At 69.6% G+C, this 14,978-nt stretch carries 12 protein-coding genes; 7 read left to right on the plus strand and 5 right to left on the minus strand.

Annotated elements, in window-relative coordinates; genetic code table 11:
* Position 1: 1 nt before the first annotated feature.
* Both ACLSSQ_RS07885 and ACLSSQ_RS07890 read right to left on the minus strand, forming a co-directional pair.
* Positions 2–1,492: a TolC family protein gene (locus tag ACLSSQ_RS07885; RefSeq protein WP_416244242.1), complete on the minus strand. Its 1,491-nt coding sequence runs from the start codon at positions 1,490–1,492 to the stop codon at positions 2–4.
* A 135-nt stretch (positions 1,493–1,627) separates the two neighbouring features.
* Positions 1,628–2,311 carry an SIMPL domain-containing protein gene (locus ACLSSQ_RS07890; RefSeq protein WP_130458642.1) on the minus strand — a complete coding sequence of 228 codons (684 nt, stop codon included), beginning with the start codon at positions 2,309–2,311 and terminating at the stop codon, positions 1,628–1,630.
* A 222-nt stretch (positions 2,312–2,533) separates the two neighbouring features.
* On the opposite strand from ACLSSQ_RS07890, the gene ACLSSQ_RS07895 reads away from it, so the two are divergent.
* From ACLSSQ_RS07895 to ACLSSQ_RS07905, 3 genes are all read left to right on the plus strand, one after another.
* A complete protein-coding gene (locus ACLSSQ_RS07895) occupies positions 2,534–2,998 on the plus strand; it encodes a peroxiredoxin (protein WP_014237889.1) in 465 nt (154 codons plus the stop codon).
* A gap of 10 nt (positions 2,999–3,008) precedes the next feature.
* The gene (locus ACLSSQ_RS07900) at positions 3,009–3,497 is read left to right on the plus strand and encodes an FKBP-type peptidyl-prolyl cis-trans isomerase (protein ID WP_014237888.1); all 489 of its coding nucleotides are present in this window, start codon (positions 3,009–3,011) and stop codon (positions 3,495–3,497) included.
* Positions 3,498–3,673: 176 nt separating this feature from the next.
* Positions 3,674–4,564: an FHA domain-containing protein gene (locus ACLSSQ_RS07905; RefSeq protein WP_416244243.1), complete on the plus strand. Its 891-nt coding sequence runs from the start codon at positions 3,674–3,676 to the stop codon at positions 4,562–4,564.
* 69 nt (positions 4,565–4,633) lie between these two features.
* Here ACLSSQ_RS07905 and ACLSSQ_RS07910 read toward each other — a convergent pair whose 3' ends face one another.
* Positions 4,634–5,560: a sodium-dependent bicarbonate transport family permease gene (locus tag ACLSSQ_RS07910; RefSeq protein WP_130458640.1), complete on the minus strand. Its 927-nt coding sequence runs from the start codon at positions 5,558–5,560 to the stop codon at positions 4,634–4,636.
* A 120-nt stretch (positions 5,561–5,680) separates the two neighbouring features.
* On the opposite strand from ACLSSQ_RS07910, the gene ACLSSQ_RS07915 reads away from it, so the two are divergent.
* Complete coding sequence (locus ACLSSQ_RS07915) at positions 5,681–6,631, plus strand: LysR family transcriptional regulator (RefSeq protein ID WP_130459273.1); 951 nt, start codon at positions 5,681–5,683, stop codon at positions 6,629–6,631.
* Here the strand turns inward: ACLSSQ_RS07915 and mnmC are convergent.
* Positions 6,615–8,582, minus strand: coding sequence for a bifunctional tRNA (5-methylaminomethyl-2-thiouridine)(34)-methyltransferase MnmD/FAD-dependent 5-carboxymethylaminomethyl-2-thiouridine(34) oxidoreductase MnmC (gene mnmC / locus ACLSSQ_RS07920; RefSeq protein ID WP_416244244.1), 1,968 nt, complete (start codon positions 8,580–8,582; stop codon positions 6,615–6,617). The genes ACLSSQ_RS07915 and mnmC overlap by 17 nt on opposite strands.
* A 46-nt stretch (positions 8,583–8,628) precedes the next feature.
* On the minus strand, positions 8,629–9,309 hold the full coding sequence (locus ACLSSQ_RS07925; RefSeq protein ID WP_416244245.1) for a glycine zipper 2TM domain-containing protein: 681 nt from the start codon (positions 9,307–9,309) through the stop codon (positions 8,629–8,631).
* A 371-nt stretch (positions 9,310–9,680) separates the two neighbouring features.
* Here ACLSSQ_RS07925 and ACLSSQ_RS07930 point away from each other — a divergent pair, with 371 nt between their 5' ends.
* From ACLSSQ_RS07930 to ACLSSQ_RS07940, 3 genes are read left to right on the plus strand one after another with little or no spacing between them, the layout of a single operon-like run.
* Positions 9,681–11,534: a TonB-dependent receptor plug domain-containing protein gene (locus ACLSSQ_RS07930; protein ID WP_416244246.1), complete on the plus strand. Its 1,854-nt coding sequence runs from the start codon at positions 9,681–9,683 to the stop codon at positions 11,532–11,534.
* A 1-nt stretch (position 11,535) separates the two neighbouring features.
* Positions 11,536–12,066, plus strand: coding sequence for a YfiR family protein (locus tag ACLSSQ_RS07935; protein ID WP_014237881.1), 531 nt, complete (start codon positions 11,536–11,538; stop codon positions 12,064–12,066).
* Positions 12,063–14,858, plus strand: coding sequence for a response regulator (locus ACLSSQ_RS07940; protein WP_416244247.1), 2,796 nt, complete (start codon positions 12,063–12,065; stop codon positions 14,856–14,858). Before ACLSSQ_RS07935 ends, ACLSSQ_RS07940 begins: the two co-directional genes overlap by 4 nt.
* The last annotated feature ends 120 nt before the right edge of the window (positions 14,859–14,978 follow it).

Here is a 14,978-nt window from a genome sequence, read left to right on the forward strand (position 1 = left end):
ATCAGTTGGAGCCTTGGATGGGGCCGCTGGCGGCGGACTGGCCGGCATTGGCGGTGGCTGCGTCGGGGAGGCTTTGCAGCAGGGAAATGTCCAGGTTGCCCATGGACTGGGCCAGGGTGGCGCGGGAGACGTTCCACTCGAAGGTGGCCTGGACCCGCTGCTGGCGGGCCGCCGCCAGGGCGCTCTGGGCGTTGAGGACGTCCAGGATGCTGCCCAGACCGGCCTTGTAGCGGCCCAGGGCGACCTTTTCCGCCGCCTCGGCGGAGACCAGGAGGTCGGCGGTGGTCTGCAGGGACTGGCCGGCGGTGATGAGGCCCTGATAGGCCTTCCACACGTCCAGGGCCACCTGCTGGCGGATGCGCTCCCGCTGGGCTTCCCGGGCTTCCTTCAGTGATTCGGCGTTGCGCACCTTGTAGGTGGTGGAAAAACCGGTGAACAGGGGCACGTTGAGGGTGACGCCGATGCTCGAGGTATTGCTGACGTTGCCGCCCAGATCCTGGTAGGCCGGGCCGGCGCTGAGGGACAGGGTGGGCAGGCCGGCGGCGCGCACCGCTTCCACATTGGCCTGGGCCGCCTGGTACTGGGCCTCCGCCGCCACCAGGTCGGGCCGGCGGCGCCGGGCTTCCGCCACCAGGGCGTCCACATCCGCCGTGAATTCCCGGGTCGGGGCGACCACCGGCGTGGCCGGCACCAGGGCCGGCGGACGGTGGGCCTCGCCGCCGATGACGTTGGCCAGGGTGCCCTGGGCATTCTTGAAATCCCGGTCGGCCTGGATGCGCTTGAGGGAGGCCTGGGAGTAGGCGGTCTGGGCCTGCAGCCGGTCCGCCGGGGTGGCGGTGCCCACCTTGTAGCGGGCATCGGCGGCGTTGAAGCTTTCCAGGCTGGCCCGTTCCGATTCCCGGGCGGCCACCAGGGCCGCCTCGGTGGCCTGGACCTGGTAGTAGGCCTGCAGGGCGGCGAGGAACACGGCCTGCACCGTGCTGTCCTGGGTGGCGGCCGCGGCGGCCAGCAACTGCCGCGCATTCTCCAGGGTGGCGGCCCGGGCGCCGAAGTCGAACAGCAGGTAGGAAAGTGTCAGGCCGGCATTTTTCTGGGTGTAGCTCTCCGGCTTGCGGCTGTCGTTGCGGTTGCGGCTCTGGCCGGCGCTGAGGCTGAGGCCGGGCAGGTAGGCCGCCTGGGCCACGCCCACCAGGGCCGCCTGGGCCCGGGCGTTGGCCCACACTTCCCGGGTCTGGGGATTGTGGCAGAGGGCCCGCTCCACCACCTCGGTGAGGGACAGGGGGCCGCTCACCGGCTGCTCGGGGCAGGGATTGGCGCCCTGGCCCTCGCTGCCGCCGAGGGTCGGCCGGGGTGGCGCCAGGGCATCGCTGCCCAGGGGGTCCAGGGCCAGGGCCGGGGCGGCGGCCAGGACCGCGGCGAACGCCAGGGTCAGGGGAAGGGGGGCGAAAGCGGAGCGGGCAGGTGCCGTCACGGGCATGGTTGCGGGTTTCATCGGGGCGCGGCCGGAGCCTTAGGAATTTTGAGCCGAAGTATAGCGGGCCCCTGGGCCGTACCGGGACGGCAAGTTGTTACCGGATGTTGCATCGGCCCCCGTCCGGCCATCCTGCCGGGCGGGGGCGTGGCGGTCTCAATCGGCCAGTTCGATCTGGCCGGAAATGTTCACCGTGACGGCCGAGTCGCCGCCTTCCAGGGGCATGGGAACGGCCTCGGCGGCCATCAGGGCGCTCTTCATGCGCGGATAGACGGGGGGGCGGCCGCCGCTGCTGCCGACGCTGAGCTGCTTGATGCGCCAGGATTTGCCCAGGGTGTCGCCCACCAGCTTGGCCCGGGCCTTGAAGGCGGCGATAGCCTCCACGGTGGCTTCATCCTCGGCCTTCTTCTGGGTTTCCGGGGTCGGCATGAACTGCACGCCGCCCACGCCCATGGTGGCCTGCAGCTTGCCCAGCAGCTCGGAGAGGGCGCCTGCGTCCCGGGCTTCCAGGGCGATGTCGGAGCGCATGCGCCAGGACTCGATGCGCCCGCTCTTGCCGTAGACCGGATAGGTGTGGGTGCCGCCGCTGCGCACCTTGACGTCCTTGTAGGCCTTGGCGGTACGCAGGCCTTCGGCGATCTGGGTGTTCACCTTCTGCGCCAGGTCGGCGGTGGTGGGGCCGCTGGCTTCGGCGAAGACGCTGGCCAGGACCAGGTCGTTGGGGGCGCTGCGGCTGGCGCTGGCGGAAAGGTCCACCGTGGTGCCGGCCTGGGCGGCAGCGGCGAGGCCGAGGGCGAGCAGGGCGAAGCTGAGGCGGGAGGTCGGGCGGGAGGGATGCATGGCTTTCCTTTCGACGGCAAAGAGAGGCTGACCCGGGCAGGCGAATGAAGGTTCCGTCAATGCCGGATGAATAGCGATGCCGCCGGCCCGGTGCAATTGGCCATTCTAACGCCGCCGCCGGCCCTCCCGGACATTTGTTCGGTCGCTGGCACGGCCCTTCAAGCTCGGCTAGAATCGGCTCACCTCGGGCAAGGTCCTTGAGGCGTCTTTGAGGAGACAGCAATGCTGAAACCTGGTCAGGCTGCGCCGGAGTTCGCGCTTCCGGATGCAGACATGGAGCTGGTGGAGCTTGCGGCATACAAGGGCAAGCGCCACATCATTCTCTTCTTCTACCCCAGAGACGACACCCCGGGCTGCACCCTGGAGGCCACGGACTTTTCCGATCATGAGGACGAGTTCGAGCGCCGGGACTGCACCCTGCTCGGCATCAGCCGGGACGACTGTCTGCGTCACGCCGCGTTCCGCGACAAGCACGGCATTTCCGTGCGCCTGTTGTCGGACGAGGAGGGCCAGGTCTGCCGTCGTTACGGGGTGTGGCAGGCGAAGGAAGTGGACGGCGTGAAAAAGCACGGCATCCTCCGCTCCACCTTCGTCATCGACAAACAGGGCCTTGTTCGCCACGCCTTCTACGGCGTCAACGCCAAGGGCCATGCGCTGGAAATGCTGCGCCTGGCCAAGGAACTTTAGGAAATTCCCCATGCAAGTAGCTAAGAATACCGTCGTCACCCTGGACTACAACGTCACCGATCCGGACGGCGTCCTGGTGGATGCGGGCAAGGATCCGCTGGTCTACATCCACGGCGGTTACGACGATATCTTCCCCAAGATCGAAGAGGCCCTGCAGGGCAAGAGCGTGGGCGAAACCGTCAAGGTCAAGCTGCAGCCAGACGACGCTTTCGGCGAATACGATTCCGAACTGGTGCAGATGGAGCCCCGGGAAAACTTCCCCGAGACCCTGGAAGTGGGCATGCAGTTCGAAGGCGCCCCCGAAGGCAGCGACGACGATGACTTCATCCTCTACCGCGTCACCGACATCGCCGACGGCAAGGTGGTCCTGGACGGCAACCATCCCCTGGCCGGTACCGCCCTGGTGTTCACCTGCACCGTCACCGCCGTGCGCCCCGCCAGCGCTACCGAGCTGGAACACGGTCACGTGCACGACGACGGCGAGTGCGACGACGAGTAATCCCGTCCCGCTTCCGTGCCGTGAAAGGGCCCTGCTGCTGCAGGGCCTTTTTTCATGGGGCGCCGGTCATGCCGTTTGCTTAGCTCGGGGGGCTGGTCTATAGTCCCGAGCCAGTTGCCGCGTTGCACTCAAATCATTGACAGGCCCGGGCCACGGGCCGTTTCAGGGAGAACTCCATGCACGATTCCGCAGCCAATGCCATGGTGGGATTGGGCTTCATCGTTGTCGGTCTGGTCCTGCTGTTCGCCATCGGCGTCATCGTCGCCATGGTCTTCTATCTGCTCAACCTGCAGCGCTGCCTGGATGCCACCCGTCCCGAATTCCGCCCGGCCATTCCCTCGGCCCTGGTGTGGCTGACCCTGATTCCTGCCATCGGCTTCATCGTCTGGCTGGCTGCGGTGGTGATCCTCTCCAGCGCCCTCAAGCGGGAGGGCGAGGCGCGGCAGACCCAGGCCTTCGGCGACGGCGGCCTGACCGTGGGCCTCATCAGCTGCATCTTCGGCCTGCTTTCGCCCATTCCCTTCCTCGGCCTGCTGTTCGGCCTGGTCAGCCTGGTGTGCTGGATCATCCACTGGAACAAGGTGTCCACCTACCGCCGCCTGCTGGCCGGCGAGGCGTCCCAGCCTGGGGCTGGCCGCGTCGAGCCTGCCGTGCCGTCGCCGGTGGCGACCCTGCCGCCGGTGGCACCGGCACCTGCCGCTCCTGCTGCCGTTGCCGAGGCAATGCCGGGCAGCGATGCCACTCTGGTTTCCCGGCCGGAGCCGGTGGCCTGCCTGCGCTGCATTGCCGGCCCCCTGCAGGGCCAGGAATTCCCCGTGGGCCAGGGCCTCATGCTGGGGCGCTCGGTGGAGGCCAGCGTGGTCATCGGCGATCCCCACGTTTCCAACCGCCACGCCTGGGTCGGCCCCATCGGCGGCAAGCTACTGCTGCGGGACAACCAGTCCACCAACGGCACCTTCCACAACGGCAACATGGCCCAGCGCGTGGGCGAGGTGACCCTGCAGGACGGGGATGTGGTGATCCTGGGCGACCAGGGCAAGGTGCGCTTCCAGGTCTTCTACCGCTGATCCCGGCTTCACGAAAAAAAACGGCAGCCCCAGGGCTGCCGTTTTTTTTGGCGGGCGGAAGGCCGGATTTCAGGCCAGCTGCTGGGCCACCCACAGGTAAAGGGGAATGCCGAAGAGCACGTTGAAGGGGAAGGTGAGGGCCAGGGCCGCCGCGATACCCAGGGCCGGGTTGGCTTCCGGCACCGCCAGGCGCATGGCCGTCGGTGCGGCGATGTAGGAGGCGGAGGCCGCCAGGGTCATGAGCAGCACGGTCCCGCCCACGGACAGCCCCATCCAGCTGGCGGCCAGCCAGCCCAGGGCGGCGTTGCCCAGGGGCAGGGCGATGCCGCAGGCCACCAGGAAGAACCCGGCCTTGCGCAGGTCCCCCAGGCGGGAAGCCGCCACCAGCCCCATTTCCAGGAGGAACAGGCACAGGGCGCCCTTGAAGAGGTCGGTGAAGAGGGGCTTCAGGGGCTCGGTGCCGTGGGGGCCGGCCGCCCAGCCGATGAGGATGCCGCCCAGGAGCAGCAGCACGCTCTTGTTGGCAAAGACTTCATGGATCAGCTTGCGCCAGTCCGGGCGCTCTTCGCCGCCAAGCCGGGCCAGCACGGTGGCCACCAGGATGGCGGGCGCCTCCATGAGGGCGGCCAGCAGGGCCAGATGGCCTTCGTAGGCCACCCCACGGCTGGCCAGTACGGTGGTGCCGACGGCAAAGGTGACGACGCTGATGGAGCCGTAATGGGCGGCCAGGGAGGCCGCATCGAAGCGGTTGAAGCGCAGGCGGAAGAGGGGGAAGGCGAAGAGGGGGATGAGGGCTCCCAGGCCGATGGCCAGGGCGGCATGGGTCAGCAGGGCCGGGTCGCTGCTATGGGCGATTTCGCTGCCGCCCTTGAGGCCGATGGCCAGCAGCAGGTAGATGGAGAGGGCCTCGAAAACCGCAGTCGGCAGCTTCAGCTCGCTGCGGGCCAGGCTGGCGACAGCGCCGAGGGCGAAGAAAAAGGGGACGGCATCAAGCACGAACAGACTCCGTTTGTTTTGGTGTGGCGCATTCTGAGTCTTTTCATGTATTTGTAAAAATCATATATTTCTAAATATTGCATAGATAAAGATCAATATATGTATCGGCTTGGCGGTTCCCTGCACCTGACCCTCCATCAACTGCGCCTGCTGCTGGCCACTGCCCAGGAAGGGAGCGTTTCCCGGGCGGCGGAGCGCCTGCACCTGACCCAGCCCACCCTCTCGGCCCAGCTCAAGCAGCTGGCCGAGCAGGTCGGCCTCCCCCTGCACGAGCGGGTGGGACGCCGCCTGCACCTGACGGAAGCGGGGCGCCTGGTGGCGGCGGCCGCCGCCCGGGTGGCGGAGGAGCTGGGGCAGCTGGAAAACGAGCTGGCCGTGCTGCGGGGCGACCAGGGGGGGCGGCTGCGGCTGGCAGTGGTCAGTACCGCCGAAGCCTTCATTCCCCGCCTGCTGGGGGAGTTCCGCAAGGTCCGGCCGGCGGTGGAAGTGTCCCTGGTGGTCCTGAACCGGCAGGCGGTGGTCGGCCGGCTGCTGGAAAATCAGGACGACCTGTACATCATGACCAAGCCGCCGGCGGAGACGCCGGTGAGCGCCGTTCCCTTCCTGACCAATCCGCTGGTGGTGGTGGCGGCGGCCGACCATCCCCTGGCCAAGCGCAAGCAGGTGGCGGCAGGGGCCCTGGCCGATGCGGAGTTCGTGCTGCGGGAACCGGGCAGCGGCACCCGGCTGGCGGCCGAGGAGTTCTTTGCTGCCCGGGGCGTGCAGCTGCGGCCCCGGCTGGAGCTGGGCAGCAACGAGGCGGTGCGTCAGGCGGTGGCGGGGGGGCTGGGCCTGTCCGTGCTGTCGGCCCACGCCCTGGGGCCCCATCCGGAAGAACTGGGGATCGCCGTGCTGCCGGTGCGGGGCACGCCCATTCCGGCCCGCTGGCAGGTGGTGGCGCCGGCAGGCAAGCGCCTGACGCCCCTGGCCCAGGCCTTCCTGGACTATCTGCAGGAACGGGCTCCCCGGCTCGAGGCCGAGGCGGGCCAGCGTCTGGCCCTGGCGGTGGCAGGGGCTATTCCCGGTCGTTGAAGCGTGCGGCCTTCACCGGCTTGAGCAGGAAGCGGGCCGGGTCCAGGGCGTCCGCCAGATCCCCTTCCAGGGGCAGGGGATCGCCGGCCATCTGGCTGGCCAGGAATTCGCCGGCCCAGGCGGACCAGACGAAGCCCCGGGCGCCGAAGCCGCTGGCCAGCCACAGGCCGGGGCGGCGCGGCAGGGTCTGCAGGCGGGCGCCGGTTGCCGGAGCGGTGTTTTCCGGCAGGGGGCCCAGCATGGGCAGGCGGTCCGGGGAAATGGGGCGGAAGCCCACCCGGCTGCCCAGGTCTGCCGCTGCCAGGTCCTTGGCGAAGCCGGGCAGGATGAAATTGAGCTTGGCCAGGTTGTCCTGCTGCTCTTCCAGGCGCGGCTGGGGGTCTTCATCCCCGGCCAGGAAGGAAGCGCCGCAGACCCGCAGGCCGTCCAGGGCCGGCGTCACGTAGCCGAGGCGGCACACCACCATGTCGAGGGGCGGCGTGGCTGTCTCCGGCACCAGGGTGGCCTGGCCCCGGGCGCTGCGCAGGGGCAGCCAGTCGCAGCCCCCCAGGCGCCTGGCGTCGGCGGCATTGGCCAGCACCACCTGGTCGGCCTCAGCCAGCAGGGTGCCGTCGGCGGCGTAGGCGGCCCAGCCGTCGGCGCCGGCCTGCAGTTTTTCCACCCGCTGGCTGTAGCGTTGCTCGATGGCCGGATGGGCCTGCAGATTGGCCTGGCACAGGCTGGGGGGCATGCCCCAGCCGCCGCCGGGGAAATGCCAGCCGCCCACCGATACCGGCCAGCCGATGAGGCGGGAGGCCTCGGCCGCGTCCACGTAACGGAACAGCTCGGGGGCGGCGAAGGTTTCGGCCACCTGGCGCTGGGTGGCTTCGTGGGTCTTGTCCCGGGCCAGGTGCAGGACGCCGCTGGCGCCCCAGCGCACCGGCAGGCCGGCGGCGGAGAGGGCCAGCAGGTGGCGGCGGGTGTACAGGAAGGCGCTGCGGGTAAGGCGGGAGAGGCGGTTGTCGTCCAGGCTGGGCAGGGGGCGCAGGACCCCGACCCGGTTGCCGGAGGCGCCGCAGCCGGGGCCCTCGGCCTGATCCAGCAGGGTCACCTGGTAGCCCCGCTCCGCCAGGCGGTGGGCCGTGGAGGTGCCGGCGAAACCGCCGCCGATGACCAGGATGCGCTTGCCCGGCATCACCGTCCGGCGCACGCCCGGGCCCCGGTACTGGCCCTGCAGCATGTCCCGCTTGCCGCCGAAACCGGGGGCCTTGTCGCTGACGAAGCCGACGGCCTGCAAGCCTTCGCGCACCCCGACGGCCACCGACCAGGTGGCCAGGGTGGCGCCGGCGGCGGCGCAGCGGGCCAGGCCGCGGAAGACGAAGGGGGACCACAGGTCCGGATTCTTGGCCGGGGCGAAACCGTCCAGGTAGAAGGCGTCGGCGGCCAGCCGCAACTGGGGCAGCAGGCTCTGGGCGTCGCCGAAGAAAAGGGTCAGGCTGACCCGGCCGCCGGCGAAATGCAGGCGGTGCACGCCGGGGGTGAGCAGGGGCCACTGGGCCCGCAGCTCGGCCGCCAGTTCCGCCAGCTCGGGATGGGCGGCGTGCAGTTCGCCCAGGTCGGCGGCGCTGAAGGGATGCTTTTCCAGGGAGACGAAATGCAGGCGCCGGCAGGCGGCCGGATCGTCCCGCCAGGCGGCCCAGGTGGCGAGGAAATTGAGGCCGATGCCGAAGCCGGTCTCGACGATGGTGAAGCTTTCCCGCTGCTGCCAGCGCCGGGGCAGGCCGTTGCCGGCGAGGAAGACGTGGCGGGCCTGGCCCAGGGCCCCGGCGGCGGTGTGGTAGATGTCGTCGTAGTCCGGCGAGTAGGGCACGCCGGCGTCGTTGCGGCAGAGGCGGGCGGGAACGAGGGGCCGGTAGGCGTCGGGATTGGCGTCGGCGACTGAATGGGGGGCAGGGGAGGCGGGCGTGCTCATGGGGGCGGATTGTCGCACGCCCCCATGGGACCGTTAAGCCCGGGCTTCAGTCGGCGCTGCGCAGGATGCCGTCGCTGACCTTGACCCGGTCGCCCTGGCGCCAGGCCGGGGGATTGGCCTCGGTGAAGCGCTGGGTGGTGCCGTCGTCGAAGCGCACCGTGATCTGGTATTCCATGTTGCTGCGGGCGTTCTTTTCCACCTGGTGCCCGGCGTAGGCGCCACCGGCGGCACCGAGGACGGCCATGGCGGTGCGGCCCTTGCCGCCCCCCACCTGGTTGCCCAGGAGACCGCCGAGGACGCCGCCGGCGACGGCGCCCAGGCCCGTGCCTTCACCGGGCTTCTTCACTTCCATGATGTTTTCGATGACGCCGCAGTCCTTGCATACAGGTGCCGCAGCCTTGGCCGGCACGGCTTCGCCTTGGGCCACGGTGGCCGCTGCCGGCTGTTCCTTGGTCACGGGCTTGGCCCGCTTGGCGCTTTCCTTGGGCTTGCTGGCGGCCACCGGCGGCGCCGTCTTGGCGGCGGCCGGGGGCGTGGTGGCGGCCGGGGCTGCGATCGTTGCCGGGGCAGGTTCTGTGGCGGCCATGGTGGCACTGGGCGTTTCCGCCGGCTTGTTTTGGCCTGGGGCCGGTAGGATGCCGGTGAGGACGCCGACACCGGCCAGGCTGAGGGCGGTGACGGAAACGGCGGCGATCTTGATCAGGGGATGGAGGGTTTTGACTTCCATGGCGTTGCTCCGGGGGCGAATGAGGGATTCCATGGCTATTAGAACGCCTTGCCCGGCCTTTTGCCGACCGGGGAAACAGATTGTTACCTTTGTTAATGCTTCTTGCCGCAAGGGGAGGGCGGTGTGCCTCTAGGCCGGTTTTTCGGCGTAGATACAATCGATTCGCTTTCCCTGGGGGCTTCAAGCCGATAAAATCCACCCTTCATAAAAAGGGGCCGGGGGCTCCTTGCCATAGAGCATCGAACAACAAGAAACGTTCAGGGGTGGTGTGCATGCCTTTCAAGGCGCGTCTTTCTGCGCTGCTGGCGCTGGCTTCGTGCAGCGCCGCCTGTTTGCTCCAGGAACCGGCCCGTGCGGCCGGGGATGAGCCCGTGGCGGCCGAGCTGGCCAGCCTGTCCACCCTTTCCATCGAAGAGCTGCTGCGTACGGAAGTCAGCTCCGTGCTCAAGCACCCTTCCGAACTGGCCCAGGCGCCGGCTGCCACCACCGTGCTGCGGCGGGAGGACATCCAGCGCCTCGGCGCCACTACCCTGCCGGACCTGCTGCGCACCGTGCCCGGCCTGCACGTGGCCCAGATCGACGGCAACAAGTGGGGCGTCTCCGCCCGGGGCTTCAACGGCTTCTTCGGCGGCAAGCTGCTGGTGCTGATCGACGGCCGCAGCATCTACAACTCCATCTATTCCGGCGTTTTCTGGGACGCCTACGACATCGCCCTCGACGACATCTCCCGCATCGAGGTGGTGCGGGGGCCGGGGGCCGCCCTGTGGGGGGCCAACGCGGTCAATGGGGTGATCAACATCGTCACCCGCTCCGCCCACGAGACCCAGGGCGGCCAGGCGACCCTGGCGGTGGGTAACGTGGAAAAGGGCATGGCCAACGTGCGCTGGGGCAGCACCACGGAGGAGGGCGGTGCCTGGCGCCTCTACGCCCGCAGCCGCAGCCGGGACGACCACCAGTCCCTCACCGGCAGCGGTGCCGGCGACACCTGGCGCGCCGACCGCATTGGCTTCCGCGCCGATAGCGCCGCCGGCAGCGACACCTGGATGGTCAACGGCGAGGCCTACCAGGGACATAGCGGCGGTGCTCCCTATCCCCTGTCCACGGCCAACGACATTTCCGGCCAGCACCTGCTGGGCCGTCTCAGCCGCCGCCTGGGCGATGGCTCCCAGTTGCAGGTGCAGTCCTATGTGGACCACTCCTGGCGCCGGGAGCCCTCTTCCGGCGCGGTGCTGGAAGAGACCGTGGCGGACGTGGATCTGCAGCACACGGTCAACCTGAACCCGGCCCACCGGCTGGTGTGGGGCGGCGGCTGGCGCCAGTACCGTTTCGACTCGGTGAGTTCGGCCAAGCTCTCCTTCAGCCCGGTCAGTTCCCAGCGCACCGTCACCAACCTGTTTGTCCAGGACGAGTGGACCGTCATCCCGGAAACCCTGCAGATCATCGCCGGGGCCAAGCTGGAGCGGGTTCCCGACCACGGCAGCGAATGGCAGCCCAACCTGCGGGCGGTGTGGAACGCCGCCGCCGGCCACACCCTGTGGGCCGGCACGGCCCGGGCGGTGCGTTCCCCCAACCAGGTGGATACGGCCATCCGCTTCAACGGCCCCGGAGTCGGGCCTTTGCCGGCCGTCGGCAATCCGGCCTTCCGCCCGGAGCGGCTGCGCAGCCTGGAGGCCGGCTGGCGGGCCCAGCTGACGCCGAACCTGAGCAGCGATGTGTCGGTCTATCAGAACCATTACAAGGACCTGCAGACCATCGAGTTCGATGGCGCCAGTTCCATGATGTACTTCAACAACGCCCAGGGCCGCACCCGGGGCCTGGAATGGGCGCTGGACTGGCAGGCGGCGGCCCACTGGCAGCTGCGCGGCGGCTTCACCCTGTACCGGGAGGCCCTGGACTACAGCAGCCGGCCCGCCGGCCCGGCCCTGATCTCCTTCCAGGGCGGCTTTCCCCGGGAGCAGCTGTTCATCCGCTCCCTCTGGGACCTGTCCCGCAACCAGCGCCTGGACCTGACCTGGCGCGGCGTCGGCCCCATGGACCAGCGCGGCGTCGCCGGCTACGGCACCTTCGACCTGCGCTGGACCCGGCGCCTGGACCGGCGCAGCGAAGTCTCCCTGATCGGAAGCAATCTCCTGGGGCCCAAGCACCGGGAATTCGGCGACCAGCCCTTCTTCCAGGAAACCGTGTTGCGCCGGGAACTCAGCGTCGTGCTGAGCTGGGGCTTCTGACGTGAGGCGTTGCCTGCTGCTGCTCTGCTGCTGGCCCCTGTGGGCGCTGGCCAACCCGCCCTCGGAGGCGGCGGTGAAGGCGGCCCTGGTGGCCAATCTGGCCAACTATGCAGAGTGGGGCGAGGGCAACTGGTCGGTCAGGCACACCCTGATCTGCGTCGCCGGCCGGGGGCCGGTGGTCGATTCCCTGCTCGCCCTGGACAGCCAGACCCTGCTCGGGCGGCGCATCGGCGTCTCTCCCCGCAGCCGCCCGGCCGAGGCCCGGGACTGCCAGGTGCTGTTCCTCGGCGACGCCCCCGGGCGCAGCCAGGGGGACTGGGACCTGGAGTGGACCCAGGCCCTGGCGACGGCGCCGGTGCTGACGGTGTGCGAAGGCGAGGACCTGGTCAGCCAGGGCTGCATGGTGGGCCTGGCCCGGGAAGGCACCCAGGTCGCCTTCGACGTCAATCTTGCGGCCCTGCGCCGCGCCAACATCCGGCTCAGCGCCCATCTCCTGCGCCTGGCCCGCACCATTTACGGAAGGCCACGATGATGCGCCGTAGATTCCGCTCCCTGCCCATCGGCGAAAAGCTGCGCCTTGTCCTCATGCTGGTGGCCGCCTCGGCCCTGCTGGTCTATGCCAGCCTGACCCTGATCCACGGCCTGCGCGAGGTGGAGCAGTTCAACCGGGAAAACCTGCAGGCCCTGCTCGACGTCACCGCCCGCAACCTGGAGGCGCCCCTGGTCTTCAACGACGGCAAGGCGGCCCAGGATACCCTGCGGGCCCTTTCCGCCGACCCGGCGGTGATCGAGGTGCTGGTCAGCGATGCCCAGGGCCAGCTCTTCGCCCGCTACCTGCGCGGCAACCCCCTGCAGCAGGAGCGCCTGGCCTGGCTGCCGGCCTCCTGGAACCGCATCCGGGAGAGCCGGGAAATCGTCTTCCGCAGCGGCGTGGTCGGCCACATCGAGCTGCTGGCCAGCCGCGACGGCTATTGGGATGCGGTGGGCCGGGGCGCCCTCATCTGGCTGCTGGTGACGGTGCTTTCCATGCTCGCCGCGGTGCTGGCGGCACGCCGCCTGCAGCACATCATTGCCGCCCCGGTGGTGCGCCTGGAGCAGGCCACCCGGGACATCACCCGGCACAAGCGCTTTTCCCTGCGGGTGGAGCGGGAGGAGAGCGGCAGCGAGGACGAGGTGGGCCGCCTCATCGACAGTTTCAATGCCATGCTGGCGGAGATCGAGCAGCGGGACGAACGCCTGGCCCGCTACCGGGAATCCCTGGAGGAAATGGTGGCCTCCCGCACCGAGGAACTGACCCATTCCCGGGATGCGGCGGAGGAGGCAAGCCGGGTCAAGAGCCGCTTCCTCGCCACCATGAGCCACGAGATCCGCACCCCCCTCAACGGCGTGCTGGGCATGATCCGCCTGTTGCAGACCACGGCCCTCTCCAGCGACCAGCGGCGCATGACCGAGGCCGCCCTGCGTTCCGGCGAAACCCTGCTCAACGTGCTCAACGATGTGCTCGACTTTTCCAAGATCGAGGCCGGCAAGCTGACCGTGGATGCGGTGCCCTTCGACCTGGCCGACACCGTGGAGAGCGCCGCCCTGCTGCTGGCGCCCAATGCCCGGGAAAAGGGCCTGGAGCTGGCGGTGTATCTCAAGGGCGAACTGCCCGTGACTCTGGCGGGGGACCCTAACCGGCTCAAGCAGGTGCTCTTCAACCTGCTCGGCAATGCGGTCAAGTTCACCGAGCAGGGCGAAGTCTGCCTGCGGGTGGAGCGCAGTCCGGGGGCCGCCGGCGACAGCCGGGAGCGGGGCGATGTGATCCTGCTGCGCTTCACCGTGCGCGACACCGGGCCCGGCATTCCCGAATCGGAGCAGGGCAAGCTGTTCCAGGCCTACTCCCAGACCAGCGCCGCCTCCCAGACGCCGGCCGAGATCGAGGAAGCCGCCAGCCGGCGGGCCGAAGGCACGGGCCTGGGCCTGGCCATCAGCCGGGAGCTGGTGCGTCTGATGGGGGCCAGGGACCTGACCGTCTCCAGTCGTCCCGGCGAGGGCTGCGAATTCAGTTTCGAACTGCCTTTCCATGTGGTGCGGGACAACCCCACCGGCATCCACTATCCGGGCTTCCGCCTGGTGCTGCTGGAACCCCAGCCCACCCTGGCCCTGATCCTGCAGGACTACGCCCAGAGCCTGGGCCTGGACTGCCGCCTGGCCCGCAATGCCGCCGAGGCGGAGCGGCTCCTGGGCGAGGGCGCGGCCCAGGCGGTGCTGGCCGACCTGTGCTACCTGCAACTGCCCGAGGCCACCTGGCAGGACTGGCACCGCCGCTGCGGCGGCGTCTGGATCGCCCTCTCCGACTTCGGCGCCAGCACCCTGGAAGGGGAACTGGCCCAGGTCTTTGCCCAGCGCCTGTCGAAGCCGGTGTCGCGCAAGGAATTCGTGCGCAGCATCGGCCAGGCCTTCATGGTGGCGCCCCGGGGTGCCGAGCTGCCGCCGGCTGCCGGCTGGCAGGGGGCCGCCTGGCGCCCGGCGGCCGCTGCGGTGCCGAACCGGCCCCGCTTCCACGGCAAGGTGCTGCTGGTGGAGGACAACCTGACCAACCAGGAGGTAACCCGGGGCCTGCTGCAGGTCTTCGGCTGCCAGGTGGAGGTGGCCAACCACGGCCGGGAGGCCCTGGAAAAATGGGCCGAGCGGGATTTCGACCTGATCCTCATGGATTGCCAGATGCCGGTCATGGACGGCCTCACCGCCTCCCGGGAGCTGCGCCAGCGGGAGATCCAGGCGGGTCGGCTGCCCACCGCCATCATCGCCCTCACCGCCAATTCCTTCGCCGAGGACCGGCAGCGCTGCCTGGCCGCCGGCATGAACGGCTTCCTGCCCAAACCCTTCGACGAGCTGGCCCTGGTGGCCCTGCTCACCGACTGGCTGGGGCCACCGGAAGGCGGCGCCCAGGTGCGGGTCCAGGCCCGGCCGGAGCGGGAGGCGGGAGCCCTGCTGGACGCGGCGGTGCTGGACGCCATTGCCGCGCGCCAGGAAGAGGCGGGGGAGGTGCGCAGCATCTTCCTGGCCCGCTTCGTTTCCACCTTCCTTGCCCAGGCCAGCCAGGCCCTGCAGAACATGGCCCAGGACGACCTGGCGGCGGCCCGGGAGGCGGCCCACAGCCTCAAGTCCGCCGCTGCCAGCATCGGTGCCCGGCCCCTGTCCGAACTGGCGGCCCGGGTCGAGGCGGCCGCCCGGGAAGGGCAGGCGGCCGAAGTGCGGCGCCTGGGCGAGAGCCTGCCCCAACTCCTGGCCGATACCCGCAGCGCCCTGGAACGCTACATGGAGCAGGGCGGCCACTAGGGCGGCGGAGCGCCCGCCGGGCCAGCATCCGGGCCGCGGCGGCAGGCAAGAAAAAGGCGCGGGGCCTTGCGGCCACCGCGCCTTTTTTTATCGACTCCGGGCGGAGTCCATAGGGTTCGG

The organism is Azospira sp. APE16, from assembly GCF_047901315.1.
GTDB classification, from domain to species: Bacteria; Pseudomonadota; Gammaproteobacteria; order Burkholderiales; family Rhodocyclaceae; genus Azospira; species Azospira oryzae.

What these genes read in the sequence shown, in the direction of transcription:
- ACLSSQ_RS07885 (WP_416244242.1), bottom strand. Translation starts at nt 1,492, where the DNA reads ATGAAACCCGCAACCATGCCCGTGACGGCACCTGCCCGCTCCGCTTTC.
- ACLSSQ_RS07925 (WP_416244245.1), bottom strand. Translation starts at nt 9,309, where the DNA reads ATGGAAGTCAAAACCCTCCATCCCCTGATCAAGATCGCCGCCGTTTCC.
- mnmC (WP_416244244.1), bottom strand. Translation starts at nt 8,582, where the DNA reads ATGAGCACGCCCGCCTCCCCTGCCCCCCATTCAGTCGCCGACGCCAAT.
- ACLSSQ_RS07895 (WP_014237889.1), top strand. Translation starts at nt 2,534, where the DNA reads ATGCTGAAACCTGGTCAGGCTGCGCCGGAGTTCGCGCTTCCGGATGCA.
- ACLSSQ_RS07940 (WP_416244247.1), top strand. Translation starts at nt 12,063, where the DNA reads ATGATGCGCCGTAGATTCCGCTCCCTGCCCATCGGCGAAAAGCTGCGC.
- ACLSSQ_RS07905 (WP_416244243.1), top strand. Translation starts at nt 3,674, where the DNA reads ATGCACGATTCCGCAGCCAATGCCATGGTGGGATTGGGCTTCATCGTT.
- ACLSSQ_RS07890 (WP_130458642.1), bottom strand. Translation starts at nt 2,311, where the DNA reads ATGCATCCCTCCCGCCCGACCTCCCGCCTCAGCTTCGCCCTGCTCGCC.
- ACLSSQ_RS07900 (WP_014237888.1), top strand. Translation starts at nt 3,009, where the DNA reads ATGCAAGTAGCTAAGAATACCGTCGTCACCCTGGACTACAACGTCACC.